Source organism: Psychrobacter fjordensis, from assembly GCF_904845995.1.
GTDB classification, from domain to species: Bacteria; Pseudomonadota; Gammaproteobacteria; order Pseudomonadales; family Moraxellaceae; genus Psychrobacter; species Psychrobacter fjordensis.
The window spans coordinates 107,331-131,750 of the sequence record NZ_CAJGYP010000002.1 but is presented as its reverse complement, the minus strand read 5'-3'; the positions used below and the strand labels follow the sequence as shown (position 1 = coordinate 131,750).

The 24,420-nt window shown below is 43.2% G+C and carries 20 protein-coding genes and 1 pseudogene; 11 read left to right on the top strand and 10 right to left on the bottom strand.

The genetic code is table 11. The annotated features are described in order from the left end of the window. Positions 1-31: 31 nt before the first annotated feature. The 4 genes from JMW61_RS09200 to JMW61_RS09185 form a co-directional block, all read right to left on the bottom strand. Positions 32-796, bottom strand: a complete 765-nt coding sequence (locus JMW61_RS09200) for an SDR family oxidoreductase (RefSeq protein WP_265090116.1) — start codon at positions 794-796, stop codon at positions 32-34. Between the two features lie 161 nt (positions 797-957). Then, positions 958-1,740 (bottom strand): SDR family NAD(P)-dependent oxidoreductase, encoded by a 783-nt coding sequence (locus JMW61_RS09195; RefSeq protein WP_201550684.1) that lies wholly within the window; start codon positions 1,738-1,740, stop codon positions 958-960. Between the two features lie 3 nt (positions 1,741-1,743). Then, the gene (locus tag JMW61_RS09190) at positions 1,744-2,751 is read right to left on the bottom strand and encodes an NADP-dependent oxidoreductase (protein WP_201550681.1); all 1,008 of its coding nucleotides are present in this window, start codon (positions 2,749-2,751) and stop codon (positions 1,744-1,746) included. A gap of 22 nt (positions 2,752-2,773) precedes the next feature. Next, on the bottom strand, positions 2,774-4,579 hold the full coding sequence (locus tag JMW61_RS09185) for an acyl-CoA dehydrogenase (protein WP_201550678.1): 1,806 nt from the start codon (positions 4,577-4,579) through the stop codon (positions 2,774-2,776). Positions 4,580-4,761: 182 nt separating this feature from the next. Here JMW61_RS09185 and JMW61_RS09180 point away from each other — a divergent pair, with 182 nt between their 5' ends. Then, the gene (locus JMW61_RS09180) at positions 4,762-5,784 is read left to right on the top strand and encodes a GlxA family transcriptional regulator (RefSeq protein ID WP_201550676.1); all 1,023 of its coding nucleotides are present in this window, start codon (positions 4,762-4,764) and stop codon (positions 5,782-5,784) included. Between the two features lie 43 nt (positions 5,785-5,827). Here JMW61_RS09180 and JMW61_RS09175 read toward each other — a convergent pair whose 3' ends face one another. Next, on the bottom strand, positions 5,828-7,012 hold the full coding sequence (locus JMW61_RS09175; RefSeq protein WP_406947841.1) for an LD-carboxypeptidase: 1,185 nt from the start codon (positions 7,010-7,012) through the stop codon (positions 5,828-5,830). Between the two features lie 466 nt (positions 7,013-7,478). On the opposite strand from JMW61_RS09175, the gene JMW61_RS09170 reads away from it, so the two are divergent. Further along, the gene (locus tag JMW61_RS09170) at positions 7,479-7,889 is read left to right on the top strand and encodes a YkvA family protein (protein WP_201550656.1); all 411 of its coding nucleotides are present in this window, start codon (positions 7,479-7,481) and stop codon (positions 7,887-7,889) included. Between the two features lie 95 nt (positions 7,890-7,984). Here the strand turns inward: JMW61_RS09170 and JMW61_RS09165 are convergent, their stop codons facing one another. Both JMW61_RS09165 and JMW61_RS09160 read right to left on the bottom strand, forming a co-directional pair. After that, a complete protein-coding gene (locus JMW61_RS09165) occupies positions 7,985-8,290 on the bottom strand; it encodes a hypothetical protein (protein WP_201550654.1) in 306 nt (101 codons plus the stop codon). A 113-nt stretch (positions 8,291-8,403) separates the two neighbouring features. After that, entirely contained in the window at positions 8,404-8,955 is a 552-nt protein-coding gene (locus tag JMW61_RS09160; protein WP_227681437.1) for a hypothetical protein, read from the bottom strand. A 356-nt stretch (positions 8,956-9,311) separates the two neighbouring features. On the opposite strand from JMW61_RS09160, the pseudogene dnaQ reads away from it, so the two are divergent. The 9 genes and pseudogenes from dnaQ to JMW61_RS09115 all read left to right on the top strand — a co-directional run bounded on the left by dnaQ (position 9,312) and on the right by JMW61_RS09115 (position 18,806). After that, positions 9,312-10,960 (top strand): annotated as a pseudogene (gene dnaQ, locus JMW61_RS09155) (DNA polymerase III subunit epsilon). Between the two features lie 148 nt (positions 10,961-11,108). Beyond that, complete coding sequence (locus JMW61_RS09150; protein WP_201550651.1) at positions 11,109-12,794, top strand: hypothetical protein; 1,686 nt, start codon at positions 11,109-11,111, stop codon at positions 12,792-12,794. Positions 12,795-12,933: 139 nt separating this feature from the next. Further along, entirely contained in the window at positions 12,934-13,947 is a 1,014-nt protein-coding gene (gene nudC / locus JMW61_RS09145) for an NAD(+) diphosphatase (protein ID WP_201550648.1), read from the top strand. Positions 13,948-14,174: 227 nt separating this feature from the next. Then, positions 14,175-15,008 (top strand): RnfABCDGE type electron transport complex subunit B, encoded by an 834-nt coding sequence (locus JMW61_RS09140; protein ID WP_201551909.1) that lies wholly within the window; start codon positions 14,175-14,177, stop codon positions 15,006-15,008. 130 nt (positions 15,009-15,138) lie between these two features. After that, positions 15,139-15,834, top strand: coding sequence for an endonuclease III (gene nth, locus JMW61_RS09135; protein ID WP_201550645.1), 696 nt, complete (start codon positions 15,139-15,141; stop codon positions 15,832-15,834). 49 nt (positions 15,835-15,883) lie between these two features. Continuing rightward, a complete protein-coding gene (locus JMW61_RS09130; protein ID WP_201550642.1) occupies positions 15,884-16,480 on the top strand; it encodes a DJ-1/PfpI family protein in 597 nt (198 codons plus the stop codon). A 161-nt stretch (positions 16,481-16,641) separates the two neighbouring features. After that, positions 16,642-17,808, top strand: coding sequence for a methionine adenosyltransferase (gene metK / locus JMW61_RS09125; protein WP_110922765.1), 1,167 nt, complete (start codon positions 16,642-16,644; stop codon positions 17,806-17,808). 71 nt (positions 17,809-17,879) lie between these two features. Then, positions 17,880-18,236, top strand: a complete 357-nt coding sequence (locus JMW61_RS09120) for a DUF3144 domain-containing protein (protein WP_110922764.1) — start codon at positions 17,880-17,882, stop codon at positions 18,234-18,236. Positions 18,237-18,464: 228 nt separating this feature from the next. Further along, a complete protein-coding gene (locus tag JMW61_RS09115; RefSeq protein ID WP_201550640.1) occupies positions 18,465-18,806 on the top strand; it encodes a hypothetical protein in 342 nt (113 codons plus the stop codon). A 216-nt stretch (positions 18,807-19,022) separates the two neighbouring features. Here JMW61_RS09115 and JMW61_RS09110 read toward each other — a convergent pair whose 3' ends face one another. From JMW61_RS09110 to JMW61_RS09100, 3 genes are all read right to left on the bottom strand, one after another. Next, positions 19,023-20,678 carry a BCCT family transporter gene (locus JMW61_RS09110; RefSeq protein ID WP_201550637.1) on the bottom strand — a complete coding sequence of 552 codons (1,656 nt, stop codon included), beginning with the start codon at positions 20,676-20,678 and terminating at the stop codon, positions 19,023-19,025. A 200-nt stretch (positions 20,679-20,878) separates the two neighbouring features. After that, entirely contained in the window at positions 20,879-22,531 is a 1,653-nt protein-coding gene (locus tag JMW61_RS09105) for a BCCT family transporter (RefSeq protein WP_201550634.1), read from the bottom strand. A 244-nt stretch (positions 22,532-22,775) separates the two neighbouring features. Further along, positions 22,776-24,419, bottom strand: coding sequence for a BCCT family transporter (locus JMW61_RS09100; RefSeq protein WP_201550631.1), 1,644 nt, complete (start codon positions 24,417-24,419; stop codon positions 22,776-22,778). Position 24,420 lies beyond the last annotated feature (1 nt).

The following is a 24,420-nucleotide window of genomic DNA, read 5'->3' as shown; positions in this document are numbered from 1 at the left end:
AATTTGTATTCTAAGTTTTCTGATCGGCTAATTAAGCCAGCATACCACCATCAACAACGATCGTTGCGCCTGTGGTATAACTTGAGGCATCAGACACCAGATACAACACGGTGCCAGCCATTTCATCAGGATTCGCAACACGTCCTAGTGGAATAGCATGTAGTGCCATTTTTAAGACTTTATCATTGGTCGTCAGGGCAGAGGCAAACTTGGTATCGGTTAAACCTGGTAATAGCGCATTGACACGGATATTTAATGGGCCACATTCTTTAGCAAACGCTTTGGTCATGCTAATGACTGCCGCTTTGGTGATTGAGTAGATACCTTGTTTGTCTCCCGCTACTAAACCGTTGACCGATGCAGTATTCAAGATGACACCACCGCCCTGCTCTTTCATCATTTTGCCAGCAGCTGTCGACATAAAGAAGTAACCACGGATATTAACTTCAACGGTCTTATCAAAAGCTGCTAAATCTGTATCTAAGATATGGCCATAGTAAGGATTAGCTGCTGCGTTATTGACTAAGATATCGATTTGGCCAAATTCACTTTTGATATGCTCAAAAATTGCGTCAATCTGCGCCATCTCACCCACGTGACAAGCAAAAGCACTGGCTTTGTGACCATCAGCGACGATGCTATCAGCGACTGCTTGGCAGGCATCAATCTTACGGCTAGAGACGATCACATGCGCACCTCTTGATGCCAATAAACGAGCAATAGATTCGCCAATACCGCGGCTAGCGCCAGTGACCAAAGCAACTTTACCGGTTAAATCAAATAAGTCTTTCATCATTATTCCTTATATTTTTATAAACTGTCTATTCTCAAACAATCATTCTTTAACACTGAATTCATGTATCTAAAATTGGATAACTAAACGCAGATAATCGCTGTCATATCTAACAGCGATTATCGAGCACTAGCAAATGAATAATGAGCGCCCGATTGTCACAGTTACGCCAGCATACCACCATCGAGTGTAAAGGCATGACCATTCATAAAGGTACTCTCATCGCTGGCTAGCCATGCAATCGCACTAGAGATTTCATTCACATCTCCTAGACGGCGCAGTGGACTGGCCTTAATCGTTGCTTGCTGCGTACGCTCATCCATGGTTGCCATGGTATTGCGGACCATTGGCGTATCAATGAAGCTTGGGCATACCGCATTAAAACGGATATTGGCGCGAGCATACTCATGGGCAGCAGATTTGGTCAGACCCATAACCCCATGTTTAGCCGCGCTATAGGCTGAAATCATCGGTGCTGAACGCAGACCAGCAATAGATGCCACATTAATCACATGACCACCGCCATTAGGTATCATACAATTGACCGCAGCACGCATACAGTGCCACACACCTTTTAAATTCACTGCAATATTGCGATCAAAGTCCTCATCACTCAGCTCATGCATCGGCGAAGGCTTATGGTCGATACCAGCATTATTTACCACAACATCTAAACCGCCAAGCGTCTCTACTGCAAAGTCGAACAACGCACGTACTTCATCACCACTGGTCACGTCTACTTTTTTGAAGACGATACTTTTGCCAGCATCTTGACCTTGTTTAGCAACTGCTTCGCCCATCTCTTCTGCCATATCCCCAATCACGACTTTTGCGCCGCGACTGGCTAGCAATAATGCGCTTGCTGCCCCGATGCCTGATGCACCGCCCGTGATTAAAATTCGTTTACCCGTTACATCTGATGCAATTCCGTTTGTATTCAGTGTCATGATCTATCCCTCTACCTTAAGTACTAGTTTGCCGAAGTTTTCACCTTTAAAGAGCATCATCAAAGTATCTGGGAACGTCTCGATACCTTCAACGATATGGTCTTTCACTTTCATATCACCTGACTGAATCCAGCCAGCGATATCTTTCATGGCAATTGGATATTCTTTGATATTGTCAAAGACAACGATACCTTCCATGCGGGCACGGTTGACCAATAATGATAGATAGTTCGATGGACCTTTGACTTCTGTGGTGTTGTTATACTGACTAATCGCACCGCAAATGACGATACGCGCATGCAGGTTTATTTGTGTGAGGACGTCATTTAAGATATCACCGCCTACATTATCAAAGTACACATCGACGCCGTCTGGACAGGTTTTCTTTAGTGCTTTTTTCACATCTTCATTTTTGTAATCAATCGTCGCATCGAACCCAAGCTCGTCGACTAAGAATTTACATTTCTCAGCACCGCCCGCGATACCAACGACGCGGCAGCCTTTAATTTTGGCAATTTGACCAACCAAGCTACCAACAGCACCTGCTGCGCCAGAGACGACCACGGTCTCGCCAGCTTTTGGTTGACCAGTTTTTAATAAACCAAAATACCCTGTCATACCTGGCATACCGAGTACGCCCAAGTAATAAGACAATGGTGCCAGTTTTGGATCAACTTTATACAGATTAGCACCATCACTGACCGCATAGGACTGTACGCCGTCGTGACCTGCGACATAGTCACCTACTGCAAATTTTTCATGTTTACTTTCTATCACTTCGCCCACAGTGCCAGCACGCATGACCTCACCAATTTGTACTGGCGCGATATAAGATTTGGCATCGTTCAACCAACCACGCATTGCCGGATCGATAGAGATGTATTCAACCTTAATCAGCAACTGACCATCGGTAATCGTCGGCATTTCTGTCTCGGTATAATCCCAAGTCTCGGCACTAGGCTCGCCTACCGGTCTTGCTTTTAATCGCCACTGTTTATTAATTTTTGTCATGTCTCTTTCCTTAGAGTTGTCCTTAGAACCATTCCGTTTGCATATCAGTGCAAACCGAGTTGGTGTTGGTTAATAATTCGATGTCGCGTTTAACTAATGGTAGTTCCCAATCAATGAAGTATTTGGCCGCTTGTATCTTGCCTTTATAGAAATTCTGTTGCTCAGCATCTTGCGTCGTACTTAGTAGCTGCTCAGCTTTACTCGCTTGACGAATCCAAATCCAGCTCAGTACAATTGAGGCAAAGATATTCATCAGTGCTTGAGCGTTGCCCGTCAATGTCACGGCTTCTTCGGTTTGTAAAACTTTGCTGAGATGCACCAATACTTCATGCAAGTGACCCATGTAAGACATCAGCTTACCTGCAAGTTGCGCGCTCTCAGGTGTAGTGATGCTTTCCAAATCTTTTGTTATTTCACGTTTTAGGATTTGAATACCCAAACCACCTTTTTGCCATAACTTACGAAATGACAAATCCAATGCCTGCACACCATTTGTGCCTTCATGGATAGGATTTAGGCGATTGTCACGCCAAAACTGCTCGGCTTGATACTCACGCGTATAACCTGCACCGCCCAATACTTGGATGCCCAAATCATTGGCTTTTGGCCCATACTCAGATGGCCATGCTTTTAATACTGGGGTGAGAAGATCTAATAATTCTGTCAGCTCATTTTTTAGCGTTTCGTCTTCACAGGTGTTGATACGGTCAATCAGGTTTGAACCATATAGACATAATGAAATCCCGCCTTCAGAATAGGCTTTTTGCGCCAATAGCATGCGCTTTACGTCACCATGATTGATGATAGCAGTTGCCGCATCTTCAGGTTTATTGTTCGGGGCGATTCTGCCTTGCGTTCTGTCTTTGGCATAATCAAGTGAATACTGATAACCGCGATAACCCACCATCGATGCGCCAAAACCGACAGCGATGCGCGCCTCGTTCATCATTTTGAACATATAGCGCAGACCGAAATGCTCTTCACCGATTAGATAACCATGGCATGCGCCTTCGTCACCAAAGCTCAGTGCCGTAGACGTTGTGCCTCTATAGCCTAGTTTATGAATGAGTCCTGTCAGATGTACATCGTTGCGCTCGCCGACCGATGTATCCTCATTTAAGCGATACTTGGGCACAGCAAATAAAGAGATACCTTTTACGCCACCTGGACCACCTGGCACTTTGGCCAATACTAAGTGGACGATATTGTCAGACAGTTCGTGATCGCCGCCTGAGATATAAATCTTGCTACCTTTGACGCGGTACGAGCCATCGTCTTGTTTTACCGCAGTGGTTTTGATATCAGCAAGTGACGAACCTGCATGTGGCTCTGTTAATGCCATGGTTCCAGTGAATTCACCTGTCAGCATGCGCGGCATAAAGGCAGCTTTAATCTCATCGCTAGCAAAATGTGAGATGACATTGATGGCCGCTGTGGTCAAAAATGGATAAGCAGTGGTTGATGGATTGGCAGCCATAAAGTAGCCTGCGACAGCTGTCATCACTGTTTCAGGCAGCTGCATGCCGCCGTCTTCAAAACTATAACGACCTGCGATAAACCCTGACTCACGGAATGCATCAAAAGCGACTTTTACATCACTTATCATGCTGACCTTTTTGCCATCAAACTGTGGCTCATTCTTGTCCGCTACATGGTTGTGCGGTAAAAACAACTGGGTCGCAATTTTATTAGCCGTATCCAATACAGCATCAAACGTTTCGCGGCTATGCTCTGCAAACTTAGCATGCTCGGTTAAATGTTCAGTGCCCAATACATCATATAATTGGAACGGTAACTCAAAGTCATTGATAAGCGTATCTGCTGCCATAGTATTCTCGTTAGCTGATTAAATTTGGTTGTCAATCGATATTAAGCTAATTTAACGCCTTACCGTATTGTCATTTATGACATAATTATGGTCAAATACGACATAAATAGCACTTATATTTAGAAAATTCAGATAAAAAATTGATATTTTTGGTCAGCCAAGTAAAAGGAGAATAGATACCCATGCCCTATTTCAAACCGTTTAAAGTCATTATTATTGGATTCGATGGTGTGCTCGGCAGTGCATTGACAGGTGCGTTAGATTTATTTTCGTTTACTGGTGTCAGTTGGCAACGATTTTTAGATGAGCCAGTAGAGCCTAGATTTAATGTGCAGATAGCAAGCGTTGGTGGCGTGGATATCAGATGTAGCAATCGCTTAATCATGCAAGCGCATTGCGATATTCAGGAAGTGGCGGAATGCGACTTGCTATTGATTCCGACTATTGGTGATTCAATCGATAAAGTATTGAGCCGAAATGCAGAATTAATACCACATTTAAAGCGGTTGGCAGATACCAAGTCAGATATTGCCAGCAACTGTAGCGGCGCTTTTTTTCTGGCAAAAGCAGGATTATTAGATAATAAAATCGCCACTACGCACTGGGGTTACGCCAGTAAGTTTAAGGCAGACTTTCCACTGGTGGACTTACAAGAGAATCAGTTTGTTACTCATTCAAAAAGCAACTCAACAAACCAATCGGGCAATATATTTTGTGCAGCAGGTGGTAGTGCATTTTATGATTTGGGATTGTTATTAATAGAGCGCTACTGCGGACGTGAGATTTCTACTCAAGTCGCTAAAACCCAAATCATTGATAGTAAACGAGGCAATCAAAACAGCTATACCAACGTAACGTTGCACAAACCGCATTCAGACCAATTGGTCAAACAAGTACAAGAATTCATTGAGGAAAATTTTTATCAGACTATTCAGGTGAGCGGATTGGCTGCCATGGTCAATATCACCCCACGGACTTTAAATAGGCGTTTTCAGTCCTCTGTAGCCATGCGCCCGATTGAGTATATTCAAGCCGTCAGGATTGAGCAGGCAAAGCGCCTGCTTGAATTGGGAGATGTAACGATTAAATCGCTTGCCGAGCAAGTTGGCTATGATGATATCTCTTCGTTCACGCGTTTGTTCAAACGTGCGACCGAGCTAACACCGAAAGAATATCAAGATAAATTTTCACGGTTAGCGATTTAGCACGGTTCTATAATGGCTATTTTTTATAAGGTTTTACGAATGGCTAAACCGCTTGCCACAATCCTTCAGCATGGATGGTTTCAGACTTGATGGTTGGATAATCGGTAAATGCTAACTGATAGCCTCCCCCTGTATTAGGACTCAGCTGGCAAGTTACTCCCAGTGGAAAGCTGTATTTTTGTCCAATATGGCCAAAGCGCATGCCACTATAAATGGGCAATCCCGTCAATTCATGCAGCTGACGAATCACGGTGGCGACATCATAGCGCTTGTCATAGCTGTCCTCACCTGCACCAGATAATGCGCCAAACACAATCGCTTGCTGCCCTTTGAACACACCCGCTAAATACAAATCATATAACATGCGCTCAATACGATAGGCCTGCTCGCCGACATCTTCTAAGAATACAATACCGCCATCAATGCGCGGTAAATACTCACTACCTGCCAGCGCCGATACTACGCTCAAGTTACCACCCCAGATAGTGCCAGTCATGGTTTTTGGCTCAGCACTGGTCAAAATACTGGGTAAGCTAGAGCTGGTTAAAGAAGCGTCTGATATATAAATAACCAGATTAGGATTGGTTAGTGCTTCAGCAAATTGTCGACAGCTGACCTCGTCAGGTTTGGTCTTGCCAAATTCACTATAGAGCATTGGCGCGGCAAGCGAACTCATATCTCCCTTTGCCAGCAATGCGCACTGAATAGCGGTCACATCACTGAAACCTGCGAGTATCGTGCCACGCTCCTTCATAATACGTCCTAGCGTCGACCAATCAACCATTGGTAACAAACGCATGGCACCATAGCCACCACGTACCCCAAGTAATAACTTGGGCGCTGCGATAGCACCCGTAGCGAGGTTCTGTAAGTCACTCGCTCGCTGCGAGTCTGTACCAGCAAAGCGTAAATACTGCCTATTGGTAATCGTAGGATTATTTACTTTAAAACCTGCACACGCTACACGATCTAATGCCAATTGGGTGCGGTCGTCACTACCACCAACATTAGAGCTGGCAAAAAGTCGTGTCTCAATCGTAGGCACAATACAGCTGGTCTGCGTTAGTGACGTTTGTGACGCTTGTGACGCTTGCGATAATGAACCATCATCCATTAGCGCAGACGGCAGATCATCTTTAGTCAGTTGCGTACTACTTGAATCCATAGTATTAAAGGCCAGTGCTTGAGTGATACTGTGAGTCGCTAACAACCCTGCGCCTGCACTCATGCCAACTTGACGCAAAAACTGGCGGCGATTCAATCCAGATTTCGTTTCACTTACTATATGGCCATTTTTATTTTTGTCGTCTATTAATGACTGTATCTTGGCACCCATATCTCGCTACTACCTTATCGTTTTTATTTTAATATACTTTTGCATCATCTTTATTTTGCAGTCTACTTGCTCAAACCGCACAGCAGCATATTGTAGACGTTTTTTTGGTGATGATAGTTGCCCAACCCTTGCCCATATTTACTTTTTCGCTACCGTATTAGCTGAATATTAAACTCGCCACTACTACTCAATATTGGCACACACACCTTACTTTGTTATATAGTTAATCACTCTATAAAAGAGTGACAACGTTAACCTCGCTCGAAGTATCACAGTTACATCTTCACTTGGTTGACTCTCTTTTAAACTGAATCAACTACAGTATGAAAATACTGACTATGCTCAAATAAGGATAATAATGGCTAATAAAGCAACCAATAAACAGAAAAAAGAAGACATCTTAGATGCCGATCTTAAGTATCTCATCCATGAAGAAGACAAACTCCAAGAGAAGATAAAAGACAGCAGTCACCTTGAGCGCTTTGCTAAAGACTTAATGCTATTCATGAGTCTGCTTAAAGATTACTACAAAGGCAATTATCGCAAGGTTCCGTACAAAACCATTTCAGCAGGCGTGGTCGGTCTAATTTACACTCTCAATCCCATTGATATCATTCCAGATTTCATACCCTTCATCGGTCATATCGATGATGCGCTAGTGCTGGGTTTTTGCTTAAAATTGATCGAAAAAGACCTAAAAAAATATCAGATTTGGAAAAATAGCCAGTCAGCTACTACTAAAAAAGCGGAAGTAAAGAAACAAGCTTAACGCCCTACATCAAACATCGTAAACAGTAAAAAGCCACGACTGACATATTGATTATCAGTCGTGGCTTTTTACTGTCAGTCCTTTATGCTATCTCATTAGTCTGGCACTTCATAATTGGCTTTTTCGGGATTAAGACCGAACGAACAAACAAAGGTAGCAACCAAACTATTGATAATAATAAAAGGAAAATCTATGGCAGCATGTCCCAATGCATAACGACCAATCAGCCATGAGACAATCAGCATGATAATAAAAAATCCGCCCAGATACGCCAAGATGGCTGGATGCTTGAGATTATAAGGCTGCTCAGGTTCGGGCTTTTTATCGAGTATATATACTCTTATTGCCCAACCAGCTGCATAAGAAAACCCGCCCAACACCACATAACTAAAAAAATTCATATTGCCTGACTCTGATCATATGGATGACCTAACTGTTTATAAAAAATGACTTGTTATCGCTTTTACCACAAGGCAATAAAGAAGTATTGATAGAAGATCATTGATAAACTTGTCTAGCTGCTCTCATTGACATTATCAATAATAATATTGGCATGTGGATTGGCTAAGATATCCGTATTCACCTCATCACACTCCACACGATAGATAGTATTTGCTCCTCGATAAATATAGGACAAATACTCACTGTCTAGTAGCGGATCGATATTGGCATAAACAGGTTTGACATGAGCCAGCACTAGCACTCTGTCAGGGCGGCCAAGGACAGCATCGACATTATCAGGATCAATAGAGAAAAACTTTGGTATCTCGCTGTTTTCTATCAACTCTAACGGCTCAGCATCATCCCAAACACGCTTCGCATTTGCAGGCTCTTTCATTTGCATGACCCATGCGCCATCCTGTTGGCTAACTCTAATCTGTGCAGGCTCTTCACTGCTGACCGTATAACACCCTTCAAACACAGAGAGATCTACTGGCGCAGCTACTTCCTTATCCAGTTGCGACCCACCATCATTACAAGCCGTCAAAAATAGCGCACTGCTCACAGCGATACCGACCGTTAGGTTTGTCAGACTTTTATAAAAAACGTTTGAGCGTAAGGACATAATAGGATTATCCTGCATTCATGCATTAGACTTTTATGAGAAAAATTACCGTTAAACAGCGATGGCGGATAGCTTAAACTGGTTTTGAAAAAAATTTTAGCGTCACGTAGCGAGGTCAATAAACAGATATTTATTCAGTCAAATAGCCGAGACCTTAACGCTAGCCAGCCTATTTTAACAGAAAACGGAAAGGTTACTATTATGATATGTGGTTTTGCGATTTTGTGCATTACGACTGCCCATCTTAATGATAGATTTGCTATACTCAATACCAGCATATGGAGTGATAGCCAGAACAAAACGGTAGCAAAATCTCTGTGCTTTGCACTCATCACTTATTAGGTTAATAATTTTTTATGTCAGACAATCTCACCTCAGTACCCTCATTTAATACCAATAACGCGGTAAATCCATTAGCTGCCAAACCAAACACAACGGTTGCCTATACAGATGGTGCTTGCAAAGGCAATCCAGGTGCTGGTGGTTGGGGTGCACATCTTATTTTTAGCGATGGACGCACACAAGATTTATATGGCGGCGACAAAGAGACAACCAATAATCGTATGGAGCTGATGGGTGCGATACAAGCGCTGACTCATAGCACGCACGAGCACAACCTTGAGATTTGGACAGACTCCAGCTATGTTAAAAAAGGCATCACTGAATGGATTGAAGGCTGGAAAAAAAGAGGCTGGAAAACAGCGAGTAAGAAACCAGTCGCCAACCAAGATCTCTGGCAACAACTAGACAACCTATGCCAACAGCGAGAGGTTGACTGGCACTGGGTAAAGGGCCATGCTGGACATGCCGGTAATGAAAAAGCAGATGAACTGGCAAATCTAGGGGTTACCTCACGCAGTGCAGACATATCGGATACAGACCTACAAGATACGGCTAAAAAAAAACTCAAATAATGACTGATAACACACAAAAACCATCTAATGATGACTGGCTAAGTTTCGACCCATTAGGTTTAGATATAATGGATGACGAAGAGCTTATAGATGACGAGTTTAGAGATGAAGGGTATCTCGACGAAGAACCACTAGACAATCATGACGATAAAAATCATGATAATCATACGATTAACCAAGATGCCACTATAGGCACGAATGACCATCATGATAATGCTAGTAAACCGATGAGTAATACAGATATGCCAGAAGCTCAAACGCCTATGACTGATACAACGATGAGTAACATTACGCCAGATACAGACATGCGTATAGATGCTGATGCACCAAAATTCGATGGTGATACTAGCCGTGCCAATCCACATTTTAAGCCATTGCTACCCAAACCAATAAATCGCCACGAGTCTGATCGCCAGCTCATTATGGATACCGAAACCACAGGGCTTGATCCGCTAAAAGGCGATCGAATCATTGAAGTCGGTATCGTTGAGATGATTGGTCGTAAATTCACGGGCGAAAAACTACATGTTTATATCAACCCGCAGCGCGGTATGGATGACGAAGTTATTCGCATTCATGGTATTTCTCCAGCGTTCTTAACAGACAAGCCCACTTTTGATCAAGTGGCTCAGTCACTATATGACTTTATGGACGGGGCCGAGATCATCGCTCACAATGCCTCGTTCGATATGAATTTCTTAAATATGGAGTTTGCGAAAGTCGGTATGACTGACTTTGCCGAACGAGTCCAAGTGACTGACTCCTTATTCATGGCAAAGCAGCAATATCCTGGACAGAAAAACACCCTAGATGCGCTTGTACGACGTCTAAACGTTGGTAAGCAGGACCGTACTTTTCACGGGGCCTTACTGGATTCAGAGATTTTAGCAGAAGTTTATTTGGCGATGACGGGTGGACAGGTCACGCTCGCTATCGAAGAAGACACGCAAACAGATGGCGGACAGACAGCACATGCTAACCTTGCCAATCTAGCGTCTTTACTACTGGCATCACCCAGCGATGAAAATACCAATCAAAATTGGTATGCATCGCTGTCAGAAGACTACCCTGCTCTCAAAACCTATATGTAGTCGTCATTTAAATGACTTGCGATATCGACATTTGTACAATATAGTCTTGATTATTGTTATATAAAGCGTCAAAAAATTATTAATAAATGCTTTTTTAATCGTCATTCAAACCATTGCTATTCTCATCAGTACATTATGGAAACTCCTTATGGACCAGTCTGCGCAAATGAAATTAACCGCCCCAACGCTTAGTGTCACTGACTTCAACCTGCCGTCACTGCATCTATTGCATGATGAAATCATCGTAACTCTTAAAGATACTGAGATTCACCTAAGTGAATTTAATGATGATAATAGTCAGGCGCCTCTGTTATTAGACTCTATCATTGTGCTAAAGCAGCTGTCCTGTATTTTTAAGCTGATCTCTCTGGTTGGTGCAGAAGCATTGAATACTGCCATCGTAAACGGTTTACAGCGACTGTATGATAATGGTGATAATAACGATACCTATCTGATTATGGATTTGTCAGAAGCCATCATGACACTAGAACGCTACATAGAGTTTGTACTCTTGACAGAGTCGGTCGAGCCAACCTTGTTACTGGATATTATTAACAAGCTCAATGCTCATGGACAACATGCAGCTATTACATCAGACTACTTCTCTGCTTTTGGTAGCAGCAGTGTCGTTATCGCCAATCCTGAAAAAAACTTTCAGCCACTTAACGAGCTTAATCTAGACAGTGAGTTATTAACTTACGCTTATCGCAGTGGCCTTGGTGTTGCATTGCTTAATCAAGATGGCAATATTAGCCCAGACGATCAGCAGAAACTTGATGGTATGAGTGCAGCTTGTGCCTTGATAGCGGCAAATACCAGCAGCCTGTTTTGGCAAGCAGCCAATGCAGCGGTTACTGATATCGCCACGATATTACCGCTGAACCTTAACCAAAAACATACCCTTATTTATTTAGAGCAGCAATTCCAAAGCTACTTACCAGTGATGGATAAACGCTTTGCTGACTTGGTCAGTTTTGCATGCCAGCGCGATAATGAAGCAGCACAACAGTTGCGTGAGCAGTATGCTAAAAATCAGTTGGAAGCCCCTCAGTTTGAGCAAATGAAACGCTTTTTATTCGGCCCTAATCGTGAGCTGACCGATACATTAAATAGCATCATTCAAACCCAAATCAACACCATTAAAGAAAATGTCGATAGCTATACGCGCGGTGATTCGATCAATCCTGTTGATGCACAGACAGCCCAGATTATTGAAGAGCTAACAACGTTGAGCTCGGCGCTGTGCTTGCTTGGTCTATCAAATTCAGCCAATAGTCTCAGCACAGCAGCAGCAGCTGTAGGCAAGTGGCAAGCACCGTCACCTGACGATTTTGATCATCTGCTACTGGCATTGATGCATGCTGAAAACGCTGCTATTGCGATGGCAGAAATGCATACGCCAGGGGCGATTTATTTGCCACTTAACAACCCTCATATCTCGTTGCATCAACTCAATACGGCACACGATACATTGATACAAGAAAGTCGTAGCGCGATTGCCAGTGCTGAACAAGCCATCAATGATTATTTGGCTGAGCCAGAGCGTGATATGCTTAATATTCAAAATATTCCTGAAATGATGCGCCAAGTCTCAGGAGCAGTGCGCTTTTTACAACTACCCACACCAGCAAGCATGCTAGGCCAGCTAGCAAATTATCTAGAGCAACGTATCGAAGACGGACAACGTATAGAAGATCATACGCTAGCGTGTATCGCAGATGTAATGATGGCAGTCGACCATCATTTAGATGGGTTTGAGCACAATCGTCCTGTTAGCAAGCAAGCACTTGATGTAGGTCAGCAAAGCTTGAGTCATCTACTACTCGCTGCCTAGGCATTCAACTCTTTAATAATTAAATCGATACCTTTGTAGCCGCTTCTTTGCGGCTACAAATCCTCATTTATATCTCTCACTGTAAGCCAGTGTGTATCTATATGGATACGTACTGGTATCGAACTGTTTGGAACTCTATATGACCAACGCTTTTGTATTTAATGACGATGCCGTTTTATGCCGTCAGACCCCTAATGGTTGGTGGCCTCTACAGCTTCAATTACCACCATTCAACAATAAAAATGCAGCAGGCGATGACTATCAGCAAGCTTATCAACTGGGGCGTGTAACCCTAGTCCCAAGCCTAGCACCAAGTCATTGGCAATCAGCAGATCATGCCAGTGGCTCTAAAGATATTCATGAAAATACTTATAAAAGCCCTCAAGAAAATACCAACAAAAGCGCCGAGAATTTAGTCCATTCCGAAATAGAGAATAAACATACCTTTACTGCACAAGCAGCCAGTGCGATTACTTATGATTATGCCGTATCATATAATATTGCACTGCCTATTATCGATGAAAGCAGTGGTAACGCCTTTGTTCCTTATCGTCAGCTAATGACTCATCTGCCAGTTGCTTTATCAGATCAGATTAGCCAAGCGATACAGCTCTTAAGCTGGCAAGCAGATACACAGTTTTGTAGTCGCTGCGCAAGTCCTACTGTACATGCTGACCAAGGTGAACGTGCCATGGTCTGCCCAGTATGTCGATTACGCCAGTATCCTCGTGTGCAACCCTGTGTCATTACTGCCATTACCCGACCAAACCCAATGACAGGTGAAATGCAAATTTTGCTCGCGCACCATCATCGTCATGGTCAACCAACTATGGTGCCTATGTACGGTTTGATTGCAGGCTTTGTGGAGGTTGGAGAAAGCCTTGAGCACGCAGTCGTACGTGAAGTCGCAGAAGAGGTAAATATTAGCGTATCAGATATTAGCTATGTGAGTAGCCAGCCATGGCCGTTTCCTTCTAACTTGATGCTGGGTTTTCGTGCCTCTTATGCCAGTGGTGATATCATCATTCAAGAAGAAGAGCTGGCCCATGCTGACTTTTTCGATGTCTCTAACCTGCCTAGAATACCGCCAAAAGGTAGTATTGCTCATGAGCTCATTGCGCAAGTTATGCGCGAACAAGGTATGCCACTTTAACTTTTTATTCTTTAACGCTGACTACAGTCAAGACCTTTTACACCGCAACCATTTACAAGTGCTTTGACTGTATTTATTCTAATACTCTTTACAAAACTCAAATTAGCAAAGAAAACGAGTGCGGGTACTATGCATTGTGCATTATAGACCAGACGAGTTTGACACGGCTGATTGTTGGGTTTGGTATAATGTCTGCACTTATCACTGATAGCAAGGTCATTAATTCAATGCAAAGTAGCACCACTATCCGCTTAGTCAACTTACCCATATTGTTTGATACATTAAGCTTAGAAACACTACCTGCGGATATACAAGCACAAATCTCGCATATTGATGCCTGTCTACCACAAACACAATGTGGGCTTTGCGAGCATCCAGATGGTTGCTTGCCATATGCCGCTGCTATCGTGCTAGATGGTGAGTCGTATAATAAATGCGTGCCTGGCGGTCAACCCGTTACTGATGCAATTGCTCAAATTATCGATATCAATAGTGATGAAGCGACACTTAGCGCTGCGCCTTCTCAGTGGCCAACAGATGCTACCTCTGAACGCCCAACCGAGGTACGTGCTGTTATCCGTGAAGACGATTGTATTGGCTGTACCAAATGCATCCCTGCTTGCCCAGTGGATGCCATCGTCGGTACTGGCAAGCACATGCATACTATCTTTACTGACTTGTGCACGGGTTGTGAGCTATGTATCGCCCCTTGCCCAGTCGACTGCATCGACTTAGTCACTGTTGAACGTGACATCTCTGAGCCTGAACGAATATCAGAGCAAGAAGATTTAAGACAGCGGTATCACACTCACTTAAGACGCGTCACCGAACAGCTTGCTGATAGTAGCAACAGTAGACCCGTGGTCAGTATGGTCGAAGCAAAGCTAAACAATGCCGCCAGTCAGTCTTTAGACATCAGTGAAGCACAGGCAAAAAACACCATTGCAGCAGCCAAGATACGTAGCAAAATCAAAAAGCTCGAAAAACAGTTAAGCGTTCGTGCGAATGATCAAAAGCAAGCCGATCTTGAAGCGCTACAAGCTGAACTGTCACAGCTTTAATCGTGCAACAGGTGATTCATACAATAGCGTGGATGATATATGGTATAAAGCATGCACTACATACATCTCGTAAATAAATCGATAGCCAACAGTTTGAATAACTGACCGCCAAAATAGTAGTAAAGATACCATGAGTAAAACCGTCAAACATAAAACTGCCGATACGCCGCCATCAAGACGAATGCCCAATCGTGTCGTGCGCCCATTTTTTGAGAAGCTGGCAGCTACCATTGACGAACCCGTCACCGAACTCAATTATGACAGTAACTTTGAGTTGCTGATTGCGGTGACATTGTCCGCACAGGCAACGGATGTGAGTGTCAATATTGCTACCCAGCAGTTGTATCCGGTAGCGAACACGCCTGAAGCAATATTGGCGTTAGGTGAAGACGGTCTAAAATCTTATATCAAAAATATTGGCTTATATAATGCCAAAGCCAAAAACGTTATCAAAACGTGTAGTGATTTGATTGAGAAATTTAATAGCACCGTCCCCGATAATCGTAAAGATTTAGAATCACTAGCGGGCGTTGGGCGTAAAACCGCCAATGTGGTGTTGAATACTGCATTTGGCCAACCAACTATGGCGGTCGATACTCATATTTTTCGAGTAGGAAATCGCACTGGTCTGGCTACAGGCAAAAACGTGCTAATTGTCGAAAATAAGTTGGTTGAGCGTATACCAGACGATTTCATCGTTGATGCACACCATTATCTTATTTTACACGGACGTTACACCTGTCAAGCGCGCACACCGAAATGTGGTGCCTGCCCTGTCTATGATGAATGTATGTTTAAGGATAAGGCCGCGTTTTTAGAGTTATAAAGGTAAGTCTATAACGCTGTCTATCTTTTAACGAATGTCAGAGGTTTTTATGCATACGATTACCGCGCTAGTGTTTGATGATTTTGAAACCTTAGATTTGTTCGGACCTATCGAGATGTTTGGGAGCTTGCCTGAGCATTATCGTATTCAATTTACCTCGATAGCTGGTGGCATCATCCGCAGTAAGCATGGCGTACCTATGCAAACAGTCGCTGTCAGCGAGTTAGCATATCAGACGGATATTTTTTTAGTACCGGGCGGGCCTGGTACGCGGCAGCTGGTCTACAACCCCTCCTTTTTGCAAACGTTAACAACCCTAACTGATGAGGCTGATTGGGTACTTAGCGTCTGTACTGGTAGCGCCTTGTTAGCGAAAAGCGGTGTATTAAACGGTAAGCGAGCCACCTCTAATAAAATGGCATGGCAATGGGTAATATCTCAATCTAATAAGGTCAATTGGGTAGCGCAAGCACGCTGGGTTGTTGATGGAAAATTCTATACTTCATCAGGTGTGAGCGCTGGTATGGATATGGCGCTTGGCTTTATCGCCGATAGACACGATATAGACACCGCACGTCAAATCGCTAACCATACCGAATATCGGTGGCAAGAGAATAGTGGTATGGACGAATTTTACCGCGCTTAATCATTATCTGGTTACCTCATAACACCATCCATTGCTAGAGTTTTTCCTCGATACACGGTAAAATACGATAATTTTTTGATTCCTTTTCGTCTTTTCATTTAGATATATTTAATAATGACTGAGTTCGTAGACTACAGTCCCTGCAATTAAGCGACCCTTTTATGCGTGAATACAACTTATTTACCTCAGAATCTGTAAGCGAAGGTCATCCTGACAAAATGGCTGACCAAATCTCAGACGCCATCCTTGACGCTATTTTACGTGAAGATCTGCATGCACGTGTGGCATGCGAAACCTTAGTGAAAACCGGCGCTGTGATACTCGCAGGTGAAATCACCACGACAGCAAATATCGATTTAGAGCGTCTTGTGCGTGACACCGTAAATGGCATTGGCTATCACCATTCAGATCTAGGTTTTGATGGCGAGACTTGCGCAGTGATTAACATGCTCGGCAAACAATCTCCTGAGATTGCCCAAGGTGTCGATCGTAGCGACCCTGAAGAGCAAGGTGCAGGCGATCAAGGCTTGATGTTCGGTTATGCCAGTAATGAAACCGAAGTATTGATGCCAGCCCCTATCGAATATGCGCATCGTTTGATGGAGCGTCAGTCTGAGCTGCGCCGTGCAGGAGATCTGCCTTGGTTACGCCCAGATGCCAAAGCACAAGTTACGCTAAAATACGATGGTAATAAACCTGTAGCGATTGATGCAGTGGTATTATCAACGCAACATGATCCTAGTATTTCACAAGCCGATCTACAAGAAGCGGTGATGGAATCTATCATCAAACAAGTACTACCTGCTGAGCTTTTACATGCCGGTACACGCTATCATATCAATCCAACTGGTAAATTTGTGATTGGCGGCCCTGTTGGTGATGCAGGTCTAACTGGCCGTAAAATCATTGTCGATACTTACGGCGGTATGGCTCGTCATGGCGGTGGTGCTTTCAGTGGTAAAGACCCTTCAAAAGTGGATCGCAGTGCAGCTTACGCGGTACGTTATGTGGCAAAAAACATCGTCGCAGCAGGTCTCGCTGATCGCTGTGAGGTTCAGGTCAGCTATGCCATTGGTGTCGCTGAGCCGACTTCTATCTCTGTCAATACGTTTGGTACCAGCAAAATCAGTAACGATGAAATCATTCGTCTGATTCGTACGCATTTTGACTTGCGTCCTTATGGTATTACCCGCATGCTGAACTTATTACAGCCAATGTATCAGCAAACTGCTACCTTCGGTCATTTTGGTCGTCAAGGTTCAGAAACTGCCTTTACATGGGAAAAAACAGACAAAGCTGAAATCTTGAAAGCAGATGCTGGTTTATAAAATCCTTGCTTTAACTTATTTACAAACCGTTTTTAGAAATTTAATTTACTGATACTTATTAGGAGCAGCTCATGTCTCAAGACACGACTCAAGGCAACGAAGTTGATACCAACGTTGAGATTACCCCTGAAATGCAAGCATTTTACCAACGTGCTGATGCCATCATCGGTATTGCAAACAGCCAGCTAGGTCCTGAAGCACATTCAGGACAAGTAGGCGCTTCTTTATTGTATGCAGCCGCCCGTTATAGCGCGTCAGTCGCTTCTATCGGTTTTGTCAAAGGCGATGATTTTGCCAAAGAAAAAGACGATATCGTTGAATTTTATGTGAAGCAATATCGCCAAATGCTGAGCGACAACCTAACAGATTATGCGCAGAACTTTGATAAATATGTTCAGCTTAATCAAGATGACAAAGCAGCCAAATAGCACAGTAGCGTATCGCTAAATCTCGCAAAGCGATGAAAGCTATTATAGTAATAAAAATTAAACCCAAACTTATGATTAAGCTTGGGTTTTTTGTTCATCATGATTTAGTAGCTGACTGCTCATAAATAGGCTACTATGGATTGAAACCACTTGATTCATAACATGGTTGAAGCTGACTATCGATAACAGGGATTTATCGAACTTTATCTTCTATAAGGACATATTATTATGAACCACTTACTCAAATCATGGCGATCGTGCGTGTCATTATTAGGCTTATCCGCAGCCGTCGCGTTAACTGGCTGTAGCAACATCCAAGGCATTGATACGCCTGATACAGCCACCTACCCTATTCATAGCACTGAGCATCACCAACCGATGTCTAGCGACAATCCTTTTACCAAATGCCCACCCTATAATCCTGATCAAACGATGTGTACCGCACAATACGATCCTGTCTGTGTCAAAGTGAAAACTGATTCAGGATTTAATTATCGTACTGCGGGCAATTCATGCTCAGCATGCGGTACAACGACGGCATTAGGCTATGTGAAAGGACAATGCTCATAACCTTGCAGATATAATCAATCCTCTATAAAAGAGTGACAGCGTTAACCTCGCTTAAAGTATCACTTATACACCTGCACTCGGTTGCCTTGTATCCAAATTATATTGAACAGACTATAGATAATTTGGATTAAAATTAAAAACAGCTGAATGATATAAAAAGCCCCCACTTAATCATAAGTGGGGGCTTTTAAATATTACTTTCGATTAACTTATTATTTAATTTTTAGAGTCTTCAAGATCAAGCGGGCCTGTTAGCAAGTCTTCATCACGGAACTCGTTGGCTGAGTTATGCTCTGCTGACTCTTCGGTGACGAACCATTGCTGATTACGGTATAGTATCAGACGATCTCGACTCAAGCCTCGTAGCAGCGAATACATCATAACAACGATGACGATAGCGAAAGGAAAACCTGAAACGATAGAAGCGGCTTGCAGCGCACTCAGTCCACCTGCTGTCAACAATACGGCTGCAATAACACCTTCTGTACCCGCCCAAAACAGACGCTGAATCTTTGGTGGATTAGCATCGCCACCAGAGGTTAGCATATCAATCACAAAACTCGCCGAATCTGACGACGTCACAAACCACAATACAATCATCACAACAATGAGTAAGTTCACGGCTGAAGTTAATGGATAAGATTCCATTAGCTTAAAGATAGCGCTGCCAGTATCGGTTTGTACTGCTTCAATAAGACCAGGACTCACCATACTAGGGTCCGCTGCGGCCATCAGTTCCATATGCACCGCTGAACCACCGAAAGCGGTAAACCACAAGAACAAGATGGTAATAGGGATCAACAACACCCCTAATATAAACTCGCGAATGGTACGGCCACGTGAAATACGAGCAACGAATACCCCAACGAATGGTGACCAGCTGATCCACCATGCCCAATAGAATATCGTCCATGAAGACTGCCAGTTCTCTTCACCTCTATAAGACTCAGTCCAAAGCCCTAAGGGTACAATTTCATGTAAATAGTTGCCGATGTTTTCGACAAAACTATTAAAGATAAACTGCGTAGGGCCTAAAATAATCACAAAGCTCAGCAGCACGACGGTGAATAAAATATTGATATCACTCAAACGCTTGATACCTTTATCCAGTCCCATAAACAGTGACAATCCTGATAACACCGTAATCAAGCCAATGAGAATAATCTGCACGGTCGTGTTATTAGGAATACCAAATAAAGTCTCAAGACCTGAGTTAATCTGTAGTACACCTAAGCCAAGCGTCGTCACGACACCAAACATCGTACCGAATACGGCTAGAGTATCCACCGTATGACCCCATCCACCATATATTTTTTTGCCTAATATAGGATATAGGGTTGAGCGGATGGCTAGTGGCAAACCCACTCGGTAATGAAAGTAAGCCAATGACAAAGCAACCATACCGTAGAGCGCCCACACATGTAAGCCATAATGTAGAAATGATATATTCATCGCTTGTTTCGCGGCAGCAACCGTTTCAGCTTCTCCTAATGGCGGCGCCATAAAATGGTACAACGGTTCAGCTGTTCCCCAATAAAGCAGCCCGATACCGATACCGGCTGAAAACAGCATGCCAATCCAAGATATTAGATTGTATTCTGGTTTCTCGTTTTGATGACCAAGCCTGATATCGCCATAACGACTAAATATCATATAGATGCTCATCACCAACGTTAAGTTGACAACCACAATAAAAAACCAGCCAAAGCGTAAAGACACAAAGGCTTTTGCATGGCCAAAGACCAGCTCCGCCTGCTCACTAAAAAGAGCACCGAAGATAATAAACGCAAGAATTAACAACGCTGAAGTTAAAAACACGGGTTTACTTACCCGCGGAAAAGGGCCTAATCGACCAACTTTCACATGATCCATGTCGTAATCTCAATTTTTTGGGGTGGCTACCTTAACAAGATATGCACAAACTATCAAATCTAAGCAGATATTCATTACAATTGAAAATATAAAAAACCCCAAGATACCTGCGTATCTTAGGGTTTTTTCGAACGTCACTAACAATCGGTACAAGTTAATCTATAATAAATTCTGCAATAATTATTGATTATCTTTGATTATCAGTCGCCTTTTACAATTTTAGGCGGTCCTTTTAGTAGATGCTCATCAGCGAATTCATCTGCCGAGTTATGATCTGCTGACTCTTCAGTAATATAATGCTGCTGCGCTCTATATAGTATCAGTCGATCGCGACTCAAACCACGCAGTAGCGCATACATCATTGCAAATATAACCACAGCAAATGGCAATCCTGCTACGATAGCTGCTGCTTGTAACGCGCTCAATCCACCAGCAGCCAGCAAAACAGCAGCAATGACGCCTTCAGTGCTTGCCCAAAATAAACGTTGAATCTTTGGAGGATTGGTATCACCACCTGCGGTCAGCATATCAATGACAAAACTTGCTGAATCTGATGAGGTCACGAACCACAATACAATCATAATTACAATCATGAACGTGATAGGTTGGGCCAATGGATAGTACTCAACCAATTTAAAAATTGCACTACCAAAATCTGTTTGTACCGCCTCGACCAATCCGGGACTAACCAACGCTGGATCAATAGCAGCGAGAAGCTCCATATGAATAGCAACGCCGCCGAAAGTTGAAAACCAAAAGAACAATATGGTCATAGGGATAAGTAATACCCCAAGTAAGAACTCTCTAATCGTACGACCACGGCTGATACGAGCAATAAACACGCCGACAAATGGTGCCCAACTTACCCACCATGCCCAATAAAATATCGTCCATGCTGACTGCCAGTTATCTTGACCTTCATAAGACTCACCCCACAGACCTAATGGTACAACTACTGAAAGATAGTTGCCGATATTTTCTAGGAAGCTATCAAAAATGAAAAGCGTCGGCCCTAAGACGACCATAAAACTAAGCAGAATAGCCGTTAAACCGATGTTCACATCGCTTAGACGCTTGATACCCTTATCCAAGCCCATCATGACAGAACATGCGGCTAAAACAGTAACAAAGGCAATCAGAGCGATTTGTATTGTGAGGTTATTAGGAATACCAAATAATTTCTCAAGCCCTGAGTTGATTTGCATAACTCCAAGACCGAGTGACGTCACCACACCAAACATCGTACCAAACACGGCTAAGATATCGACGGCATGACCCCACGAGCCATATATTTTTTTACCTAATATAGGATAAAGAGTTGAGCGAATCGATAGTGGTAAGCCACGGCGAAAGTGGAAGTAGGCTAAAGATAATCCTACAATCGCGTACAATGCCCAAGCATGTAAGCCCCAATGTAAAAAGGTAATATTCATCGCCTGCTTGGCGGCTTCTATCGTCTCCTTTTCACCGAGTGGCGGTGCCATAAAGTGATATAAAGGCTCTGCTGTACCCCAGTAGACAAGTCCAATACCGATACCAGCAGAGAACAGCATGCCAATCCACGAAAATAGACTGTACTGTGGTGTTTCAGTTTGAGCACCAAGGCGAATATCGCCATAACGGCTCATAGACAAATAAACACAAAGTCCTAAGGCCACATTAACGAGAATAATGAAAAACCAACCAAATTTATCGGTAATAAAGCCTTGTAAAAAACTGAATAGCGTACCGGCAGCTTCAGTAAAAAAAACGCCAAGAACAATAAATATAATAATAAGTAATGCTGAAGTCAAAAAAACAGGTTTACTTACCCGCGGAAAAGGGCCTAACCTGCCAACTTTTACATGATCCATAGGTATATCCCCAAAAAATAGCGTAACCATACCAAGGTATGAACGAATCACTAAATATAACATCATGTAAATACTGCCGAATGTATAGAAATCGTAGTAACATTGCAGTAATAATCTTTCAACAATCCGAATTTTTTCTGAATAAATTTAAATATCTTTACCCAATAAAGAAGCCCCAATTTAAAAATAAATTGGGGCTTCTTCTATTAAAAGCTTAAGTAGCTGTCTTGATGCTATCTACTTCTTAGTCACCTTTAACAATCTTAGGTGGCCCTTTTAGCAGATGCTCATCAACGAATTCATTCGCTGAGTTATGGTCTGCTGATTCATCCGTAATAAAGCCTTGTTGCGCTCTGTATAGAATCAGACGATCGCGACTTAAACCACGCAGTAACGCATACATCATGACAAAGACCACTAAGGCAAACGGTAGTCCCGCTACGATCGCTGCCGCCTGTAGAGCAGACAGTCCACCAGCCGCTAGCAAAATAGCAGCGATAACGCCTTCTGTCGTTGCCCAAAATAAGCGCTGGATTTTTGGTGGGTTGGTATCGCCACCAGCAGTCAACATATCGATGACAAAGCTAGCAGAATCTGACGAGGTCACAAACCATAGCATAATCATGACGACAATCAGTAGCGTAATCGGTTTTGCTAATGGGTAGTACTCAACCAACTTAAAGATGGCACTACCAGAATCCGCTTGTACTGCTTCAACCAATCCTGGACTAACACCTGACAAAGCAGAAGCAAGCTCCATATGAACAGCAACGCCGCCAAAGGTGGTAAACCAGAAGAACAAGATAAGCATTGGGATCAACAACACCCCAAGCGTAAATTCACGGATAGTACGACCACGAGAGATACGGGCAATAAAGATACCAACGAATGGTGCCCAGCTAACCCACCATGCCCAATAAAATATCGTCCAACTACTCTGCCAATCTGTCCCGCTATAAGACTCGCCCCACGTACCTAGTGGCACAATCACGGTCAGATAGTTGCCGATGTTTTCGATAAAGCTATCAAAGATAAACAGCGTTGGTCCCAAGATGACCATAAACGCTAATAAGACGATAGTGAAACCAATATTGATATCACTTAAACGCTTAATACCTTTATCCAAACCCATCAAGACTGAAGCTGCCGCGAGCGCTGTAATGAAAGCGATCAAGCCAAACTGTACGGTAAGACTATTAGGCATACCAAACAGCTTTTCGAGTCCAGAGTTGATCTGCATAACCCCAAGCCCAAGCGAGGTAACCACACCAAACATCGTACCAAACACAGCCAAGATATCGACCGTGTGTCCCCAACGACCATAGATCTTTTTACCAAGTAAAGGATACAAAGTAGATCGAATCGATAGTGGTAGGCCGCGACGGAAATGGAAATACGCTAAAGATAGCGCTACAATCGTATAAATCGCCCAAGCGTGTAGACCCCAATGCATAAATGAGATATTCATTGCTTGCTTAGCGGCTTCTACTGTCTCGGCATCGCCCATTGGTGGTGCCATAAAGTGATACAGCGGCTCTGCTGTACCCCAATAAACCAGACCAATACCAATACCTGCAGAGAATAGCATGCCAATCCAAGAGAACAGATTGTACTGTGGTTGCTCAGTCTGGTTGCCCAGTCGAATATCACCATAGCGACTCATTGCCAAATAAATACAAAGCACGAGCGAAGTATTGACTAGGATAATAAATAGCCAGCCGAATTTATCGGTAATAAAATTTTGTAAAAAACTAAAAACAGCCCCTGCTGTTTCGGTGAAAAACGCACCGAAAATAATAAAGCCAATAATCAGCAGTGACGATGTAATAAACACAGGTTTACTTACCCGTGGAAAAGGTCCTAATCTGCCTACTTTTACTTCTTCCATG

What these genes read in the sequence shown, in the direction of transcription:
- JMW61_RS09200 (WP_265090116.1), bottom strand. Translation starts at nt 796, where the DNA reads ATGATGAAAGACTTATTTGATTTAACCGGTAAAGTTGCTTTGGTCACT.
- JMW61_RS09195 (WP_201550684.1), bottom strand. Translation starts at nt 1,740, where the DNA reads ATGACACTGAATACAAACGGAATTGCATCAGATGTAACGGGTAAACGA.
- JMW61_RS09190 (WP_201550681.1), bottom strand. Translation starts at nt 2,751, where the DNA reads ATGACAAAAATTAATAAACAGTGGCGATTAAAAGCAAGACCGGTAGGC.
- JMW61_RS09185 (WP_201550678.1), bottom strand. Translation starts at nt 4,579, where the DNA reads ATGGCAGCAGATACGCTTATCAATGACTTTGAGTTACCGTTCCAATTA.
- JMW61_RS09180 (WP_201550676.1), top strand. Translation starts at nt 4,762, where the DNA reads ATGCCCTATTTCAAACCGTTTAAAGTCATTATTATTGGATTCGATGGT.
- JMW61_RS09175 (WP_406947841.1), bottom strand. Translation starts at nt 7,012, where the DNA reads ATGAGTGCAGGCGCAGGGTTGTTAGCGACTCACAGTATCACTCAAGCA.
- JMW61_RS09170 (WP_201550656.1), top strand. Translation starts at nt 7,479, where the DNA reads ATGGCTAATAAAGCAACCAATAAACAGAAAAAAGAAGACATCTTAGAT.
- JMW61_RS09165 (WP_201550654.1), bottom strand. Translation starts at nt 8,290, where the DNA reads ATGAATTTTTTTAGTTATGTGGTGTTGGGCGGGTTTTCTTATGCAGCT.
- JMW61_RS09160 (WP_227681437.1), bottom strand. Translation starts at nt 8,955, where the DNA reads ATGTCCTTACGCTCAAACGTTTTTTATAAAAGTCTGACAAACCTAACG.
- JMW61_RS09150 (WP_201550651.1), top strand. Translation starts at nt 11,109, where the DNA reads ATGGACCAGTCTGCGCAAATGAAATTAACCGCCCCAACGCTTAGTGTC.
- nudC (WP_201550648.1), top strand. Translation starts at nt 12,934, where the DNA reads ATGACCAACGCTTTTGTATTTAATGACGATGCCGTTTTATGCCGTCAG.
- JMW61_RS09140 (WP_201551909.1), top strand. Translation starts at nt 14,175, where the DNA reads ATGCAAAGTAGCACCACTATCCGCTTAGTCAACTTACCCATATTGTTT.
- nth (WP_201550645.1), top strand. Translation starts at nt 15,139, where the DNA reads ATGAGTAAAACCGTCAAACATAAAACTGCCGATACGCCGCCATCAAGA.
- JMW61_RS09130 (WP_201550642.1), top strand. Translation starts at nt 15,884, where the DNA reads ATGCATACGATTACCGCGCTAGTGTTTGATGATTTTGAAACCTTAGAT.
- metK (WP_110922765.1), top strand. Translation starts at nt 16,642, where the DNA reads ATGCGTGAATACAACTTATTTACCTCAGAATCTGTAAGCGAAGGTCAT.
- JMW61_RS09120 (WP_110922764.1), top strand. Translation starts at nt 17,880, where the DNA reads ATGTCTCAAGACACGACTCAAGGCAACGAAGTTGATACCAACGTTGAG.
- JMW61_RS09115 (WP_201550640.1), top strand. Translation starts at nt 18,465, where the DNA reads ATGAACCACTTACTCAAATCATGGCGATCGTGCGTGTCATTATTAGGC.
- JMW61_RS09110 (WP_201550637.1), bottom strand. Translation starts at nt 20,678, where the DNA reads ATGGATCATGTGAAAGTTGGTCGATTAGGCCCTTTTCCGCGGGTAAGT.
- JMW61_RS09105 (WP_201550634.1), bottom strand. Translation starts at nt 22,531, where the DNA reads ATGGATCATGTAAAAGTTGGCAGGTTAGGCCCTTTTCCGCGGGTAAGT.
- JMW61_RS09100 (WP_201550631.1), bottom strand. Translation starts at nt 24,419, where the DNA reads ATGGAAGAAGTAAAAGTAGGCAGATTAGGACCTTTTCCACGGGTAAGT.